The organism is Oceanibacterium hippocampi, from assembly GCF_900172325.1.
GTDB lineage: Bacteria > Pseudomonadota > Alphaproteobacteria > Sneathiellales > Sneathiellaceae > Oceanibacterium > Oceanibacterium hippocampi.
The window spans coordinates 907152-922685 of the sequence record NZ_FWFR01000002.1; the positions used below are offsets into that span (position 1 = coordinate 907152).

The 15534-nt window shown below is 64.7% G+C and carries 13 protein-coding genes; 3 read left to right on the top strand and 10 right to left on the bottom strand.

Annotated elements, in window-relative coordinates; genetic code table 11:
• Positions 1-93: 93 nt before the first annotated feature.
• A complete protein-coding gene (gene gcvA, locus OCH7691_RS15230) occupies positions 94-975 on the bottom strand; it encodes a transcriptional regulator GcvA (protein ID WP_085884381.1) in 882 nt (293 codons plus the stop codon).
• A 157-nt stretch (positions 976-1132) separates the two neighbouring features.
• On the opposite strand from gcvA, the gene OCH7691_RS15235 reads away from it, so the two are divergent.
• The 3 genes from OCH7691_RS15235 to OCH7691_RS15240 are packed head-to-tail and all read left to right on the top strand — an operon-like array spanning position 1133 to position 2568.
• On the top strand, positions 1133-1822 hold the full coding sequence (locus tag OCH7691_RS15235) for an FMN-dependent NADH-azoreductase (protein ID WP_085884382.1): 690 nt from the start codon (positions 1133-1135) through the stop codon (positions 1820-1822).
• A 48-nt stretch (positions 1823-1870) separates the two neighbouring features.
• Positions 1871-2059, top strand: a complete 189-nt coding sequence (locus tag OCH7691_RS22965; RefSeq protein ID WP_139839721.1) for a hypothetical protein — start codon at positions 1871-1873, stop codon at positions 2057-2059.
• Positions 2059-2568, top strand: coding sequence for a nucleoside deaminase (locus OCH7691_RS15240; RefSeq protein ID WP_085884383.1), 510 nt, complete (start codon positions 2059-2061; stop codon positions 2566-2568). The genes OCH7691_RS22965 and OCH7691_RS15240 overlap by 1 nt, the downstream gene beginning before the upstream one ends.
• 441 nt (positions 2569-3009) lie before the next feature.
• On the opposite strand, the gene OCH7691_RS15245 is transcribed toward OCH7691_RS15240, so the two are convergent.
• The 9 genes from OCH7691_RS15245 to OCH7691_RS15285 are packed head-to-tail and all read right to left on the bottom strand — an operon-like array spanning position 3010 to position 15464.
• The gene (locus OCH7691_RS15245; protein ID WP_085884384.1) at positions 3010-4428 is read right to left on the bottom strand and encodes an amidase; all 1419 of its coding nucleotides are present in this window, start codon (positions 4426-4428) and stop codon (positions 3010-3012) included.
• A gap of 42 nt (positions 4429-4470) precedes the next feature.
• Positions 4471-6000, bottom strand: coding sequence for an aldehyde dehydrogenase (locus tag OCH7691_RS15250; RefSeq protein ID WP_085884385.1), 1530 nt, complete (start codon positions 5998-6000; stop codon positions 4471-4473).
• A gap of 25 nt (positions 6001-6025) precedes the next feature.
• Positions 6026-7195 (bottom strand): mandelate racemase/muconate lactonizing enzyme family protein, encoded by a 1170-nt coding sequence (locus OCH7691_RS15255; protein WP_085884386.1) that lies wholly within the window; start codon positions 7193-7195, stop codon positions 6026-6028.
• A gap of 8 nt (positions 7196-7203) precedes the next feature.
• The gene (locus tag OCH7691_RS15260; protein ID WP_085884387.1) at positions 7204-8700 is read right to left on the bottom strand and encodes an NAD-dependent succinate-semialdehyde dehydrogenase; all 1497 of its coding nucleotides are present in this window, start codon (positions 8698-8700) and stop codon (positions 7204-7206) included.
• Between the two features lie 46 nt (positions 8701-8746).
• Positions 8747-10450 carry a thiamine pyrophosphate-binding protein gene (locus tag OCH7691_RS15265; protein ID WP_085884388.1) on the bottom strand — a complete coding sequence of 568 codons (1704 nt, stop codon included), beginning with the start codon at positions 10448-10450 and terminating at the stop codon, positions 8747-8749.
• A gap of 27 nt (positions 10451-10477) precedes the next feature.
• Positions 10478-12085 carry a dipeptide ABC transporter ATP-binding protein gene (locus tag OCH7691_RS15270; RefSeq protein ID WP_085884389.1) on the bottom strand — a complete coding sequence of 536 codons (1608 nt, stop codon included), beginning with the start codon at positions 12083-12085 and terminating at the stop codon, positions 10478-10480.
• Between the two features lie 4 nt (positions 12086-12089).
• Positions 12090-12902 (bottom strand): ABC transporter permease, encoded by an 813-nt coding sequence (locus OCH7691_RS15275; RefSeq protein WP_085884390.1) that lies wholly within the window; start codon positions 12900-12902, stop codon positions 12090-12092.
• 24 nt (positions 12903-12926) lie between these two features.
• Positions 12927-13898 (bottom strand): ABC transporter permease, encoded by a 972-nt coding sequence (locus tag OCH7691_RS15280; protein WP_085884391.1) that lies wholly within the window; start codon positions 13896-13898, stop codon positions 12927-12929.
• A gap of 9 nt (positions 13899-13907) precedes the next feature.
• Positions 13908-15464, bottom strand: coding sequence for an ABC transporter substrate-binding protein (locus OCH7691_RS15285; protein ID WP_217808046.1), 1557 nt, complete (start codon positions 15462-15464; stop codon positions 13908-13910).
• Positions 15465-15534: the final 70 nt, after the last annotated feature.

Here is a 15534-nt window from a genome sequence, read left to right on the forward strand (position 1 = left end):
GTCCTCGTCCCGTCTGACTGTTCTTGGCCGGGAAACGGGCATCACGTCCTTGGCCGGGCGACTTCACTTCGTGATCCGAAGCGCAATTGACGGCTAGCGATTGAGGGCGTTTTTCATCCAGTTCTTGAGTGCTTCTATCTCGACGGCGCTGTCACTCGATGGCGGATGCACCAGGTGGTAGGCATACCCGGGCAACTCCGGTCCGAAGGGCTGGACCAGGTAGCCGGCGGATAACTCCTCGCTCACAAGGATGGGACTGAGCAGGGCGACGCCTTGGCTGGCGACGGTCGCCTGGATCAAGTGGCTATCATCCAGAAAGACCGGGCCGATGGTGGTATCGGGTCCCTCCAGGCCGGCCTCCTCACACCAGCGTGCCCAGCTCGGGGTCAGCGAATCCACCTTGCGCCATTCGCTGTGGAGCAGGGTCTGGCGTTTCAGATCCTCAGGCGATCGGACGCCGAGTTGCGGGCTGCACATCGGCGCGAAGTGTTCCTCGAAGAGCGGTTCGGAGCTGAGGTCGGGGAATGGACCGGGCCCGTAGCGCACGGCGACATCGGCCCCGCCCGCGCCGAAATTCACGATTTCGTCTGAGGCATGGAGACGGAGATCGATGTCCGGGTGGACCTCGGCGAAACGCGCCAGCCGGGGCACGAGCCACTTCGCCGTGAAGGCCGTGGTCGCCGAGAGCGTGAGGCCGCGCCGGCGCTTGTTCTCCGTTATTCGCCCGACCGCCTCACGCATGGCGGCGAAGGCTCCGTTGATCGGCGGGAAGAGCGTGACGCCGGCAGGGCTCAGAGAGACCTGGCGTGGGCGCCGATCGAAGAGACGCACCCCCAGCACCTCCTCCAGGAGGCGTATCTGATGGCTGATCGCCGTCGGTGTAACGGCCAGTTCTTCCGCGGCCCGCTTGAAGCTCAGGTGACGGGCGGCGGCCTCGAACGCGCGCAGGGCCGGAAGCGGCGGCAGGCCTGACATAGCTGAACCCAGATCATCTAATGGGTGAGGAATTCGATTTTGAACAAGACCCTCTGGCCCTCTATCTCTCGGTTACCGCGGAAGGCCACAAGCGTCCATTCCGACGATAGATAAGTTCAAATCACTCCCGTTCAACTCGTCCCTAGGAGTTTGCGCCATGACGACCCTCCTCCACATCGATGCCAGTGCCCGCCCCGGGAGTTCCGCGGAGACCCGTTTCGGGTCGCACAGCCGCCGGCTCACAGCCCGCTTCCTGAAGCGCTGGAAGGAACTCCAGCCGCAGGACCGAGTGGTCTACCGCGACGTCGGCCAGGCACCGCCGCGGCCGGTCACCGGCCGCTGGATCCACGCCGCCTTCACCAGGACGGAGGAACGTGAGCCCTGGATGAAGGAAGCACTTGCCGAAAGCGATCTCTTGGTCGACGAACTGCTCGGGGCGGACGTCATCGTGACCGGCGTGCCCATGTACAACTTCGGCATGCCCGCCCAGTTCAAGGCCTACATCGACAATATCGTCCGCGTCGGGCGAACTTTCGGCTTTGATCGTGCGCGAGAGGGAGAGCCCTACTGGCCCCTGGTCACCGACGGCAAGACGCTGGTCATTCTCTCCTCGCGGGGCGACTACGGCTATGAGCCGGGCGAGCGCCTTGAGAATATGAACCACGTGGAGGGCGGGATCGCGGTGCCCTTCGGCTATATCGGGATTACCGACGTCCACAGCGTTGCGATCGAGTACGACGAGTTTGCGGATGCACGCCTGCAGGCCTCGATCGAAAGCGCCGAAAAGAAAATAGACGCGCTGGTGCGGAGGCTTGCCGAGCGGCCCGCGCAGCGCAAGGTCGCATGAACGATCGCCGCCAGAACTCGACGCCAAGGGAAGATGCGAGGCACCTACGTGAAAGCACACCAGGAAGCCTTGCGACAAGCGATCGAAGAGCTCCGGATCAAGGTGGTGCCAACAATCGTTGTTGGGTCGACCCGGATCGAAGGCTTTCCTGAGCCCTGGCAAATCCGAGAAATCGTCAACGTCGTTCAGAAGCGCGTGCCTTTTTCCGGGCATGTCTTGAGAAAGGTAACAGACTGATGAGCACAGCAATCAACGAGGCCCTGCTCGATCAACTTGTCGGGGAGGCCATAGCGCTTTCGTCCCGCCGGGTGCGCGAGGGCGGAATTCCTTTTGCCGCCCTGGTAGCCAATCATCGGGGAGATATACTGGGCCGCGGTGTGAACCGGGTGGATGAGGATCGGGACCCGACGGCCCACGCGGAGGTGGTCGCCATTCGCGATGCCTGCCGTCACCGCCGGAGCGCCCGGCTCAATGGTACTCTCCTGATCGCCTCCGGCGAACCCTGCGCACTCTGCTACATGGCCGCGCTCTACGCCGGGATCGGGGAGGTTGTTTTCGCGGCCGACCGTGAACAGGCCGCGCAGGGTGGATTCGACTACCGATCGAGCTATCGACTGCTGGCTGCGGACCCGTCCGCCTGGCCGATCCGGCGCCACCATCACCACCATCTGGGTTCAGGAGAGCCTTTCGCGGCCTGGCGGGAAAGGCAGCCCGACACCGTCTCCGCCCCGTCGGTCTCCCCGTGAGGCAAGCCACCCGGGTCCGGCCGAGAGGACCCGGCCGGCAGCGACGCGATACTGGTCCGTCTTATCGCGGGCGATGCCCTCACGGCGGCCTTCTGGCGAGGCGCCCTCATGGCCGGCTTCTAGTCCCTCTATGCTCTGCAAGCCCGCTCGCCGGCCCTTCAGCACATCGTGCGACCGTCGGCGGCAATCCTGCTGGCGGCAATGCTCTTCGCCGTGAGGTCGCCCCCCTTTTGTCGGCGCCGTTAAGACATTAGGTCGTGGCGAACGTGCTGCTGATCAATCGACGGGAGGCTCCCAGGTCGCCTGGTCATCGTGGCCGAGGATATCGAGAGTGGCGATGCGCTGGGGAACGGTCTCGCAACTCCGACGTCGCGGTCTCGGTCATCAAACCCCGGAGTGCACAGAGGCTCTTTGAAGACTGCCAGGCGGGCATGGCAGCGCCTAGTCGGACGGACGGTTTGGCAGCGGCTCCGGGTAAGCTGTCTGATAGGCCGCCGCCAATCGCAGGACCACGTCGTCCCGATAGGCCCGGCCGACAAGCTGAAGGCCGACCGGCAGGCCTGCCCGATCGAAGCCGCAGGGAACCGAGATTGCCGGCTGCGAGGTCATGTTGAACGGGTAGGTGAAGGGCGACCACTCGCTCCACTCCGCCATTCCCGAACTCGGCGGCACGTCGCATCCGGCTTCGAACGCGGTAATCGGCATTGTCGGCAGCATTAACACGTCATAGTTTCGATGGAACTCGGCCATCGCCCGCCGGACCTCCCCGAGGACAAGACGCGCCTCTATGTAATCGTCCGCGGTCAACTGCCTACCCGCCTCGGCGACCCGCGCCAGGCCGGGATCCAGCATCGCGTGCTGCTCGGGCGTCAGCGCCATCTTGCGGATCATGTTGGCCGCGGCCGACCACCAGAGTGTCAGATACGCCTGGTGAGGATCAGGGAACAGGCCATCGACACTCTCGACGATGGCCCCCAGTCCGGCAATCCGCTCGGCGGCACGATCGACCGTGGCGGCGACGTCGGGGTCCACATGGCCGTAGCCGAGGGTCCGACTATAGCCGACGCGCAGCCCCTGGACTCCTTCGGCAAGGCACGGTCGCCAATCCGGAACCTCCGAAGGACAATAGCCGAGCATCGCTTCGGTCGAGCCGCCGGCCGCGGCGTTGAAGTACAGCAGCGTGTCCTCGACATGCCGGCCGAGCGGGCCGCGATGGCCGAGTTCGAAATGCGGGTTCGCGGCGGCGGGAGGAATCCAGCCGAATGTCGGCTTGAAACCGACGACGCCGCAGAACGAGGCCGGAATGCGGATCGATCCCCCGCCATCCGACCCGTCGTGCAACACGCCCATGTTCAGTGCCGCCGCCACCGCCGCACCACCGGAGGAACCACCGGCCGCACGGTCCTTGCGCCAGGGGTTCCGCGTGATACCGGTTGCCGGGCCGTGAGTGACACCCTTCCAGCCGAGCTCCGGCGAGGTGGTCGTTCCAAGGATCGCGGCACCTGCGCCGCGCAGGCGCCTAACAACGAGCGGCTCCTTGCGGGCGGGACTTGTCGAGCCAAGTGCCGAGCCGTTGCGCTGCGGGATGCCGATGACCGGCGTCAGTTCCTTGATCGTTATCGGCAGACCGTCGATGTCACCAAGTGGTTCCCCCTTGAGGTAGCGCCGCTCCGCTTCCCTTGCCGCCGCGAGCGCTATCTCCGGCGTCACATGGGCGAATGCGTTCACATCGGGATTGAATCGCTCGATGCGCGACAGCGCGGCGGTCACCGCCTCTACCGGCGAGGCCTCACCCGATCTGAACAGGCCCGATAGTTCGACGGCGCTCAGTTCACCGAGTTCGCCCGATGGGTTTGTCATGGTTCGGTTCTTCCGTCTCTCAGATACGCCCGGACTATCGCGTCACGCGCTTGTCGCGCCGACGCCGGCCTTCGAACGGCTTATCCAGATCGTCTTTTTCTGCAGATACTGTTCAAGCGCTTCCGTGCCGTTATCCCGAGCCAGCGATCCGGAACGCTTGTATCCGCCAAAGGGCGTCTTGATATCGCCTTCCGTGAAACGGTTGATCGACACCGTGCCGCAAGGCAGCCGCCGCGCGAAATGCAGGGCCCGATCGATGTCACGGGTGAAGACCGTCGCATGGAGCCCGTAAACGGAATCCGCCGCCATCGCCAGCGCTTCCTCTGGCTCCGAAAAGGACATCACGCCCAGCACCGGCCCGAAAATTTCCTCGCGCGCCACCGTCATCGCCGGCGTGACCCGGTCGAACACCGTCGGCCGCACGAAATAGCCCGCCATGCCGGGAAGGGGCGCCTCGCCGCCTGTAACGAGACGGGCGCCCTCGCTGACACCCTTCGCGATATATCCCAGTACCCGCTGGCGATGCTCGGCCGACACCATCGCTCCCATGTCGGTTGACGGATCCAGCGGATTTCCCGCCCTGATCCGCCCTACACGCTCGATCACCGCACCAAGGAACTCGTCCTTGCGGCTCTGATGGACGAACTGGCGCATGTTCGCGGAACAGTTCTGTCCGCCGTTCCACATCGCCGCAGATACCGCATTCTCGATCAACTCTTCACTGATGTCCGCGTCCTCGAGCACGATGAACGGGCTCTTGCCGCCCATCTCGAGGGCAACCGGCTTCAGATTGCTTTCGCTCGCATATTTCAGGAAAAGCGCGCCGGTCTCGGTCGATCCGGTGAACGAGATCGCGTCGATATCCATGTGCCGGCCGATCGCCTGGCCGGCGGTTTCGCCGAACCCGGGCACTACGTTGAGCACACCATCCGGAAGCCCGGCCTCCGAAGACAGTTCGGCCAGGCGGAGCGCGGTCAGCGGCGTCTGCTCAGCCGGCTTCAGGACGATGCTGCAACCGGCGGCCAACGCCGGGGCCACCTTCCAGGCGGCCATCAGGAGCGGGAAATTCCACGGCAGGACCAGTCCGACAACGCCGATCGGCTCCTGCATGATCAGCGCCAGCGCGCTTTCGTCTGTCGGCGCGATCTTGCCGAAGGTCTTGTCGATCAGTTCGCCATACCACTGGAAGAACCTGGGCACCTCTTCGCCGATCTCGGCGCGGCAGTCGGTGATGGTCTTTCCCGAGTCCAGCGATTCCAGCATCGCCAGGTCTTCCGCATGTTCCCGGATGAGATTGGCAAGGCGAAGCAGCACGTCCTTGCGATCCTCCGGGGCCGCTCCCGACCACTTGCGCTCGTTGAAGGCGCGACGCGCCGCCGCCACGGCCAGGTCGACATCGGCGGCATCGCACGCAGCCACGCTGCCAAGCACTTCAGCCGTGGCCGGGTTGAGCGTCTCGAACCGCCTGCCCGACCGGGCCGCCTGCAGGCGTCCGTCGATGAAGGCGTTGGCCGGGGATCGAACGGTCTTCGAGATTCCTTCGATGTCCGCGGACGCGACGATTTCATGCATGATTCTATCCTTCCCGCGGCGCCCTCTAGAGGGCCACGACATGTTGCTCGACAAAGGCCTCGTTGATCGTGACACCCAGGCCGGGCCGATCAGGAATCTCGATGTCCCCATCCCGGGCCTCGAACGTCTCGTGCGCCATGTCGTGCAGCAGCGGATTGGCGCCGAGGGAGAACTCCAGCAGCCAGCCGGCCGGCGAAGCCGCAGCGACGCTCATGCCGGCGGAAAAGGCCAGCGCGCCGGTCCACAGGTGCGGGGCAAGGCGCAGGTTCCACGCCGAGGCGATCGCACCGATGCGCATGGCCTCGCTGATCCCGCCGCAGATCGCCAGATCGGGCTGGAAGATATCGGCCGCCTGGAGAACCGCGAGATCGCGGAAATCGAAGCGCGTGAAATCACTCTCCCCGGTCGCGATCGGCACGGACGTGAGCGCCCGGATCTGCGCAAGCCCCGCCTTGTCGTCGGCGGTCACCGGTTCCTCGAACCAGAGGAGGCCGCAGTCTTCCACCAGGCGGCAGAAGCGCTTGGCCTCGGCCACCGAGAACGTGCCATGCGCATCGCAGGCAATCCCGATATCCGGTCCAAGCGTCCTTCGAGCCGCCTGAACCCGGCGCGCCGATGCCTCCGGGCTGCCATCGATGACGCCAACCCGCATCTTCACTGCCGAGAAGCCGCCCTTCTCGACATAACCCGCCAATTGCGCGCCGATGCCGGCCTCATCGGCCCAGCCGCCCGAGGCATAGGCAGGCATGCGATCCGCCTTGCGGCCACCCAGCAACTGCCATACCGGCGCCTTCAGGTGCTTGCCGAGCAGGTCCCAGAGGGCCATGTCGATGCCGCTGATCGCGGCGATGGAAACGCCTCGCCGGCCAAGCGCGGGGAATACCCGTCCGTGAGCGAGTGCGTAGTGCCCACGTGTGCCGTTATACATCAGCTCCCAGTGCCGATTGATGTCGCAGGCGTCCTGCCCCACGAGCATCGGGCCATAGAGTTCGTTGATCGCGGTCACCAGCGTTGCGTGGTTGCCGGAACTGCCGACCACTTCCCTCGCCTCGCCCCAGCCGACAAGACCGGACCGCGTTTCGATACGCACCAGTGCACAGTCGAAGGAGCTGGCCTCTCCGAAATCGGAGACATGCCGTTTCTCCTTGGCGATCGGGACATGGATCCAACGAGCCTGGACGGATTTGATATGCATGTTTTCCCTCAGTAGGTCTCGCTGACCAGTTTCGTGTTGAGATACCCGTCGAACGACTCGATGCCGCCTTCGCTGCCCCATCCGCTGTCCCGGATTCCGCCGAACGGCGTTTCTGCCGCCCCGAAGCCCCAGTGGTTGATGCTGACCATCCCGGCCTGCAGGCCCTGCGAAAGGGCTTGCGACGTTTTCGGCGAAGAGGTGAAGCCCATGGCTGCCAGGCCGTAGGCGAGGCTGTTCGCCCGGGTCAGCACCTCCTCGGTTGCCGTGAACGTCGTCACCGACGCGATCGGCCCGAACGGCTCCAGCGTCATAAGGTAGGCGCTATCCGGAATATTGGTGACGACCGTCGGGGCGAAGAAGTAGCCGGGCCGGTCCAGCACCTCGCCACCGCATTCCACGCGGGCCTGACGGTTGACGGCATCCTCGACCAGTTCGGTCATTTGCCTGACGCGCCGTGCGTGGGTTAGCGGCCCCATCGTCGTGTCCGGAGCCAGGCCGTCGCCAACCCTGATGCCCCGGACCCGGTCGAGGAACGTGTCCATGAAACGGTCGTGGGCGGCTCGCTCCACATAAATCCGGCTCGGCGAGATGCAAACCTGGCCGGCATTGCGGAATTTCTGGGCCGCCAGCAACGTCGCCGCCGCGTCGATGTCGGCGTCGGCGCAGACGATGGCCGGACTGTGTCCTCCGAGTTCGAGGGTCGCACGTTTCATCAGCGAACCCGACAGGGCCGCGAGCTGCTTCCCGACCGCCACCGACCCGGTGAACGATATCTTGCGCACCGCGTCGGCCCGGATCAGATGCTCCGAGACCTCCGCGGGCACGCCCCAGACGACATTCAGGCAACCGTCGGGCAGGCCCGCATCCTGAAAGAGACGCGCCAGGGCGACGAGCGCACTCGGCGTCTCCTCCGCGCCCTTGATCACGATGGTGCAGCCCGCGCCGAGCGCGGCGGCGATTTTCCGGATCGCCTGATTGAAGGGGAAATTCCACGGCGTGAACGCGGCCACGACACCGATGGGTTCGCGTTCGACCAGTTGGCGAACCCCGGCCTGTCGAGCCGGCACCAGTCGTCCGTAAATGCGTTTGCATTCCTCGGCATGCCAGACGGCATGTTCGGAGCACGCGTTGACTTCCCCGAGCGCCTCGGCAAGCGGCTTTCCCTGATCGAGCGTGATCCCGCGGGCAATCGACGGCGCGCGCTCTCGCGCCAGTTCGGCCGCCCGGCGCAGTATCTGGCCGCGCTCGACTGCCGGCACCCGACGCCAGTCCGCGAACGCGGCCGAAGCCGCGCGCACCGCCTCATCGAGGTCGGCTACGGTCGCGTGCGGCAACCGCCCGATCGTCTCGCCGGTCGCCGGATTGACGACCTCCTGTGACTTTCGCCCTTCGCCCGAGCCAATGAACCTCCCGTTGATGAAGAGCGCCAGTTCGGCGTAGTCCTCCACGGCTTTGCCCGTCCCTCCGGGCGCACCGACGGCATTCAGCCGCTCTGCTTCCGACATTCTGGAACCTCTCGAATGATTGCTGTTCCCGCCGACCGCGTGCGGCTCAGTCGATGAGCTCGCCCGAAGCGATGCTCGCCCGATGGATGTCGACGAAGTCCTTGTAGTAGTCGTGACGGGCGATCTGGGCGTCGATCAGCACCGGAATACCCCTGGCATTCAGGGAACGCGCTTCGGCAATCGCCTCGTCGACCTTGTCCGGCGCCTCCAGGCGAATGCCATGGCACCCCTGCGCACGGGCGACGGCCGCAAGATCGGTCGCCTGGTCGAACCCCGTACCGATGCGGGGCCTGCCCGTCAGCACCTGGTTGTACTGGACCCAGCCGAAGCTCTGGTTGTTGAGAACGACCCAGGTCACGCCACACCGGTTCTCGGCGGCGGTCGCCATCTCGACCATCGCCATCTGCATGGCGCCATCGCCGATGAAGCAGACGACCTGCTTGTCGGGCCTGGCCAATTTGGCGCCGATGGCACCTATGGCGCCCATGCCCATGGCGGTCTGCTCGCCCATGGCCACGCAGTCGCCAGTGTCGAGAACCTGATAATAGGGCCAGTAGTAGCACCACAGGTCGGCCGCACCGTTCTCTTTCATGAGGATGGTGTCGTGACCGAATATGCGGTTCACCGCGTCGAGCAACTGCGGCGGCCGGATCGGTTGCGACGGGGTCCGGGCCTCGGCCCGCGCCTTCTCGGTAAAGGCACGTCCGATCCCGGCGATCTCCTGCACCCGCTCCTTCTGAGCCGGGTAGTCTGTCGCGTTCAGTGCCGCCTCGATGTCCTGAAGGGCGAGCGCCGCATCACCGACCAGATCGACATCGGCGCGCGAGTTCAGTGACAGCGCCTCGGGATCCGTATCGATACGGATCAGCCGGGCGGATTTCGCCTGGAACGACCAGTTGTTGGTGCTGAAGGCCTCGAGGCGCGATCCGACGACAATCACCAGGTCGGAATTGTCGTACCATGCCTTCCCGGCGGTCGAGAAATAGAGGCCGACCTGGCCCAGCGAGAGCGGCCCGTCCTCGGGATAGATTCCCCTTCCGCTCGGCGTCGTCAGGACCGCCGCCCCGATCCGATCGGCAAGGCGGGCCACCTCGTCGTAGGCACCAGCGACAATGGCGCCGCCGCCGCACAGGATCGTCGGACGCTGTGCCGCGGCGATCAGGTCGGCAGCCGCCTTCGCGGCATTCTCTTCCGGTCGCGAACGCTGGCGCGGAACCGAGGGCACATAATCAGGCATCTCGGCCGAAGTTCCCGCGAGGTCCGACGGTATTTCCACGAAGGTCGCGCCCGGCCGGCCATTGCGCGCGACGGTGAAGGCCCGTTGCATCACCCACGGCACCCGTTTGATATCGCTGATCCGGTTCGACCATTTGGTCACCGGCATCATCAGCGTCCTTGAATCCAGTTCCTGGAATGCCCCCATACCGTCGTGGATCTGCACCACGCCATTGCTGATGGCGACAACCGGCACCGAGCCGGATGTCGCTTCCAGCAGGCCGGTCACGAGGTTGGTGATGCCGGGACCGGGATTGGAGAAGACGACTCCCGGCTCGCCGGTCAGACGCCCCCACGCATAGGCGCACGCCACCGCCGACTTCTCATCCCTGACAAGGACGAACCGGATATCGGAATGCTCGGTCAGGTCGTAGACCAGATGCTTCGGATTGCCAGGCAATCCGAACACATAACGCACCCCCTCGGATTTCAGAGCTTCGACAACCGCCCGCCAGGGGCCAACGTTCTGCGTCATGTTTTTCTTCTCCGGGATTCTCGGGATTCACTGTTGCACCGAGATCGATGGCAGGCTTGGCACCGCATCGATCAGGGCGGCCGTGTAATGGTGCTGCGGCGCCGTCAGGACGTCTTGCATCGCCCCCTGCTCGACCACGCAGCCTGATTGCATGACGATGACCTGATCGGCCATGCGAGCGGCCACGCGCAGGTCGTGCGTGACGAAGATCATGGAAAGTCCCTCGTCGCGCTGGATGTCCTTCAGCAGCGTGAGGATTTCGGCCTGCACCGATACGTCGAGCGCCGAGACCGCCTCGTCGGCGATCAGCACGCGCGGCCGCATGGCGAGTGCCCGCGCGATGGCGATGCGCTGTCGCTGCCCGCCCGAGAACTCGTTCGGGTAGCGGTCGGCGGCGGACGGGTCGAGCTGCACCTTGCCGAGGAGTTCTGCCACTCGCGCGTGAACCGCGCCTGGCTTCTCGCCCTGGGCCAGTGGACCTTGCGCGACCGCCGCGCCGATCCTGCGTCGCGGGTTCAGGGACGCGTAAGGATCCTGGAAAACGAGCTGGATATTCCGGCGCACCGTCGCCAGGTCGCGCGATCGCAATCCGAGATAGTTGGCGTTGATTCCGACAAGGTCGGCTTGGCCTGAATCGGCCCCCGTCAGGCACATCAGAACCCGGGCAAGGGTTGACTTGCCGGAGCCGGATTCTCCCACGACGGCCAGCGTGTTGCCGTGTCCGAGTGACATCGACACGTTCTTCAGCGCCGCCACAGTTCGCCCCGGCCTGAACAGGCTGCCACGCGTCACCCAGGATTTGGTCAGGCCGGTTGCCTTCAGGACCGGTTCACCGGCGGGGCGCGCCGGGCCGGCCCGCAGCGGCGGCACCGCGTCGAGAAGCTTGCGGGTATAGGCTTCGCGCGGCGTGCGAAGAACCGCGTCGCGCGTCCCGTACTCCACCAGCTTGCCGCTCTTCATCACCGCCACCCTGTCGGCCATCCTCGCGACCACGCCGAAATCATGGGTGATGAGGAACAGCGCGATGCCGTGCTGTTTCGTCAGGTCGCGAAGGAGTTCCAGTATCTGGGCCTGCGTGGTGACATCGAGGGCGCTCGTCGGTTCGTCGGCGACCAGAAGCGATGGTCGGGTCGCCAGCGCGGTCGCGATCATGACCCGTTGGCGCTGCCCGCCCGACAATTGCCAGGGATAGGCTTCGACGAGGCTCTCGGGCGACGGCAGTTGCACGGCGGAGAGCATCTCGAGGACGCGCTGCCGGTGATCGCCCGTCCAGCGATGCTGGCGCAACACCTCCTCGACCTGCTTGCCGATCCGCTCGAGCGGATTGAGCGACGACAAGGGATCCTGAAAGACGAAACCGACTCGCCCGCCGCGCAAGTCCTGCAGTTCGCGGGACGACATCCGCAGCGTGTCGCTGCCCTCGAACAGGATGCGCCCGCCGGCGACCCGCAGGCTCCGGGATGGCAGCAAGCCGACGATGGCACTGGCCGTCAGCGACTTGCCCGAACCCGACTCGCCAACGACGCAAAGCGTCTCGCCCTGATCGACATGCAGGCTCACACCATCGACCGCGAACGCCCGGTCGCCGCCTTTCGGCAAGGCAATCCTGAGATCCTCGATACGCAGAAGGCTCATCGCGTCAGTGCCCCGCCTGGCCGCGGAGGGACGGATTCGACTTGTCGCCCAACCCTTCCGAGAGCAGCGTGATCGAAAGAACCGTCAGGAACAGCAGGAGCCCGGGAAAGACACTGAGCCACCAGGCGTGACGGAAAACCGGGCGTGCGGAACCGATCATGTAGCCCCAGCTGGTCATGTTGGGATCGGCAAGCCCCAGGAAACTGAGGGATGCTTCGGTAAGGATCGCCGTCGCAACCATGAGCGAGCCTACCGCGAGGACCGGGGGCATCGCGTTGGGCAGGATCTCGCGCACAATGACACTGCCATGCGACAGGCCGAGGGAACGCGCCGCCTCGACGAATTCGCGGGTCTTGAGAGTCAGGAACTCGCTCCGCACAAGACGGGCGACGGGGGGCCAGATGACCACCGAGATAGCGAGCGTGATGCTCAGCAGGCTGGGCGTGAGGATCGCGACCAGCAGGATCACGAACATGAAAGACGGAATGACCTGAAAGAATTCGGTGAAACGGACCAGCGCCCGGTCGATGGCACCACCGAAGTAACCGGCGATCGCACCGACCGTGATGCCGATCCCGGCCGAGCACAAGGCGGAGACGAGACCCACGATCAGGGAGACCCGCGCCCCGTGTATCATCCCGGAGAGAACATCCCGGCCGAGCATGTCGGTTCCGAGGAGATAGCTCGCGTCCGGAGGCAGCAGCGGGGGTCCGCTGATCGCCATCGGATCGAAGGGTGCAAGCAGCGGCGCAGCGATCGCCATGACGGTGATCAGGCCGAGCAATACCGCGCCGACACCAATTCGCCAGGAATGCATGAGTTTCACCTTTGACCCGTCTGCTCAGCTGCGCCCGACACGCGGGTCGATGGACCGCACGGCGAGATCGGTGATCAGGTTGGCCAGCACGACCATGATCGAGGACACGAAGAAGATGCCGAGGATGAGGTTGTAGTCACGCTGCATCAGTGCATCGAACGCCAGCCGGCCAATGCCGGGCCAGGCGAACACCGATTCCACGATTACCGCCCCACCGAGAAGCTGGCCGACCTGCAGGCCTGCCATGGTGACGACCGGGATGACGGAGTTTCGCAGGACGTGCCGGCGGAGCACCTGTCGTTCGGACAAGCCCTTCGCACGGGCGCTGCGGACGAAGTCGCGACCGAGCACCTCGACCGTGGCCGAACGGCCGAGCCGGACATAGACCGCGAAATAGAACAGCGCGAGGGTCATGACCGGCAGGACGAGATGGTGCAACGCGTCCAGGACGGCCGCGAATCCGGATTTCGGGATCAGGCCCGACATGCCGAAGGGCGGCAGGATGCCGGCATGAACGGACAGGAGCAGGACCAGCAGGAGACCGACCCAGAAGACCGGTGTCGCGTAACACAGCATGGCGAAAGCGCTGATCACCGTGTCCTGCCATGTCCCGGCCCGTCTGGCGGCCTGGATGCCGAGCAGGGTTCCGATGATGATGGCCAGTACCAGGGCGGTCGAGGTCAGCAGCAAGGTTGCGGGTATCCGTTCGCCGATGATGTCCGCGACATCCCGTTGCATCCGGTAACTGACACCCAGGTCAAAGGTCGCGAGATTGCGCAGGTAGGTTGCAGCCTGCAGCCAGAGCGGCTGGTCGAGCCCGTAGCTCTTTCGAATTTCCTCGATGTAGCGGGCATCGGAGGCGCCCGTCTCCCCGGCCAGGACCGAAGCGGGGTCGCCCGGCGCCAGCCGGATCAGGAAGAAATTGAGGAGCCCGATTGCCACGAGCACGAGAAGTGCCCGTGGCAACCATGCTGCGAACGCGTATACGAACCGCATCGTTCAGCCTTATTCGGCGAGCCACGCATCCGCGAAGCTGCTGTTGGGTCCGGACGCGCCGGTAACGACGTTGTGCAGTTTCTTGTTGTAGACGGTCGGCCACACCAGCTCGACCAGCCACAGAACAGCCGCATCATCGACGAGGATCTTCTGTACCTGCGAGTACAGTTGCTTGCGTTCCTCCTCGTCAACCGACACCGCGGCCTTGTTGAACAGCGCGTCGACCTCCGGATTGGCGTAACCGGCGTGATTGGTGAACAGGACGCCCTGCTTCCGGTTGTCCGAGAGGAAGGTACGCGAAACGCCGAGGGCGGGATCGCCCATGGTCGTCAGGAAGTACATCGTCATCTCGAAGTCCCAGTTCCGGGTCCTGGTTGCCCAGCCGGCCGGATCGGACGGCTCGAGAATGACCTCGATGCCCACCTTGCGCAGCGCCTGCCGGGTATACTCGGCAGAGCGGTTCCACATTTCGCCATACGGCAGGCCGAGGAGCTTGATGGTCGTCCGCTTGCCGTCCGCATCGGGCTTCAGGCCCATCTCGTCGAGCAGCGCTTCCGCTTTCTTCAGGTCCTGCCGATAGGCGGGAACATCCGGCTCGTAGAACGGCGAGGCCGAATGGACCGGCCCGGTGGCCACCTTTGCATATCCCTGGAAGATAACGTCCCGGAAATAGTTCTGGTCCAGGGCGTACATCATCGCCTGGCGGAAACGCTTGTCGCTGAAGGGTTCCTTGCGCAGGTTCATCTCGATCCAGACGATCGGCGAACCCCATTCCCAGCCCTTGGTCGTCACGTCCAGGTGCGGCAGCTTTGAAAGCCGGTCGACATCGAAAAGCTCGAGGTCGTTCTGGGTCGCGATGTGCATCTGTCCGGTTTCAAGCGCCAGCGCGCGGGACGCCGCGTCGGGCACGAAGCGGTAGTAGATGTCATCCAGGTAGGGCAGCCCGTCGCGCCAGTAGTCGTCGTTGCGCGCAAGGTGGATGTATTCGCCGCGCTTCCACTCATCGAACTTGAACGGCCCCGTTCCGATCGGCGCGAGGTTGTTCGGATTCTTGCGGAAATCGGTGCCCTTGTAGAGATGCTCCGGAACGATCAGGCAGCACAGGTCGAAGCTGCGGATCAACGGCGCGAAGGGCTCCTTGAGTTCGAAAACGACGGTGTGGTCGTCGAGCTTGCTGACCTGCGCCCGCTCGAAAACGGCACGGGCGCGCGGATGCACCTCGATCAGGTAATCGCCATAGGTGAAAACCACGTCATCGGCCGTGAACGCCTCGCCGTCGTGCCAGCGGACGTTCTCGCGCAGCTTGAAGGTGTATTTGAGGCCGTCCGGCGAGATTTCCCACGATTCCGCGAGATTGGGATGCGGATTCAGATTGAAGTCATAGGTCAGAAGGCTTTCGAAGATCTTGGTCGTCGGCAGAAGGGCGGACGATTGTGTGTAGATCCCGGTCATGATGCCCGGAGGCTCTGGCCAGAGGACCGACTGAAGCGTGCCGCCCCGCCGCGGCGCCTCCTCCGCCATCGCCAGTGACGCCATGCCCATGAAGATGGCCAAGGCAAAACTCATCAGACTCTTCATCGCCGTACCCCCTGTCGCGTTTATCCGGTTTCCGTATCAGCCCGTGAAGCTAGACATT

Excerpts from the sequence above, each read along its gene's own strand:
- OCH7691_RS15265 (WP_085884388.1), bottom strand. The coding sequence starts at position 10,450 with ATGACGCAGAACGTTGGCCCCTGGCGGGCGGTTGTCGAAGCTCTGAAA.
- OCH7691_RS15260 (WP_085884387.1), bottom strand. The coding sequence starts at position 8,700 with ATGTCGGAAGCAGAGCGGCTGAATGCCGTCGGTGCGCCCGGAGGGACG.
- OCH7691_RS15275 (WP_085884390.1), bottom strand. The coding sequence starts at position 12,902 with ATGCATTCCTGGCGAATTGGTGTCGGCGCGGTATTGCTCGGCCTGATC.
- OCH7691_RS15245 (WP_085884384.1), bottom strand. The coding sequence starts at position 4,428 with ATGACAAACCCATCGGGCGAACTCGGTGAACTGAGCGCCGTCGAACTA.
- OCH7691_RS15235 (WP_085884382.1), top strand. The coding sequence starts at position 1,133 with ATGACGACCCTCCTCCACATCGATGCCAGTGCCCGCCCCGGGAGTTCC.
- OCH7691_RS15270 (WP_085884389.1), bottom strand. The coding sequence starts at position 12,085 with ATGAGCCTTCTGCGTATCGAGGATCTCAGGATTGCCTTGCCGAAAGGC.
- gcvA (WP_085884381.1), bottom strand. The coding sequence starts at position 975 with ATGTCAGGCCTGCCGCCGCTTCCGGCCCTGCGCGCGTTCGAGGCCGCC.
- OCH7691_RS15285 (WP_217808046.1), bottom strand. The coding sequence starts at position 15,464 with ATGAGTTTTGCCTTGGCCATCTTCATGGGCATGGCGTCACTGGCGATG.
- OCH7691_RS15240 (WP_085884383.1), top strand. The coding sequence starts at position 2,059 with ATGAGCACAGCAATCAACGAGGCCCTGCTCGATCAACTTGTCGGGGAG.
- OCH7691_RS15255 (WP_085884386.1), bottom strand. The coding sequence starts at position 7,195 with ATGCATATCAAATCCGTCCAGGCTCGTTGGATCCATGTCCCGATCGCC.
- OCH7691_RS15280 (WP_085884391.1), bottom strand. The coding sequence starts at position 13,898 with ATGCGGTTCGTATACGCGTTCGCAGCATGGTTGCCACGGGCACTTCTC.
- OCH7691_RS15250 (WP_085884385.1), bottom strand. The coding sequence starts at position 6,000 with ATGCATGAAATCGTCGCGTCCGCGGACATCGAAGGAATCTCGAAGACC.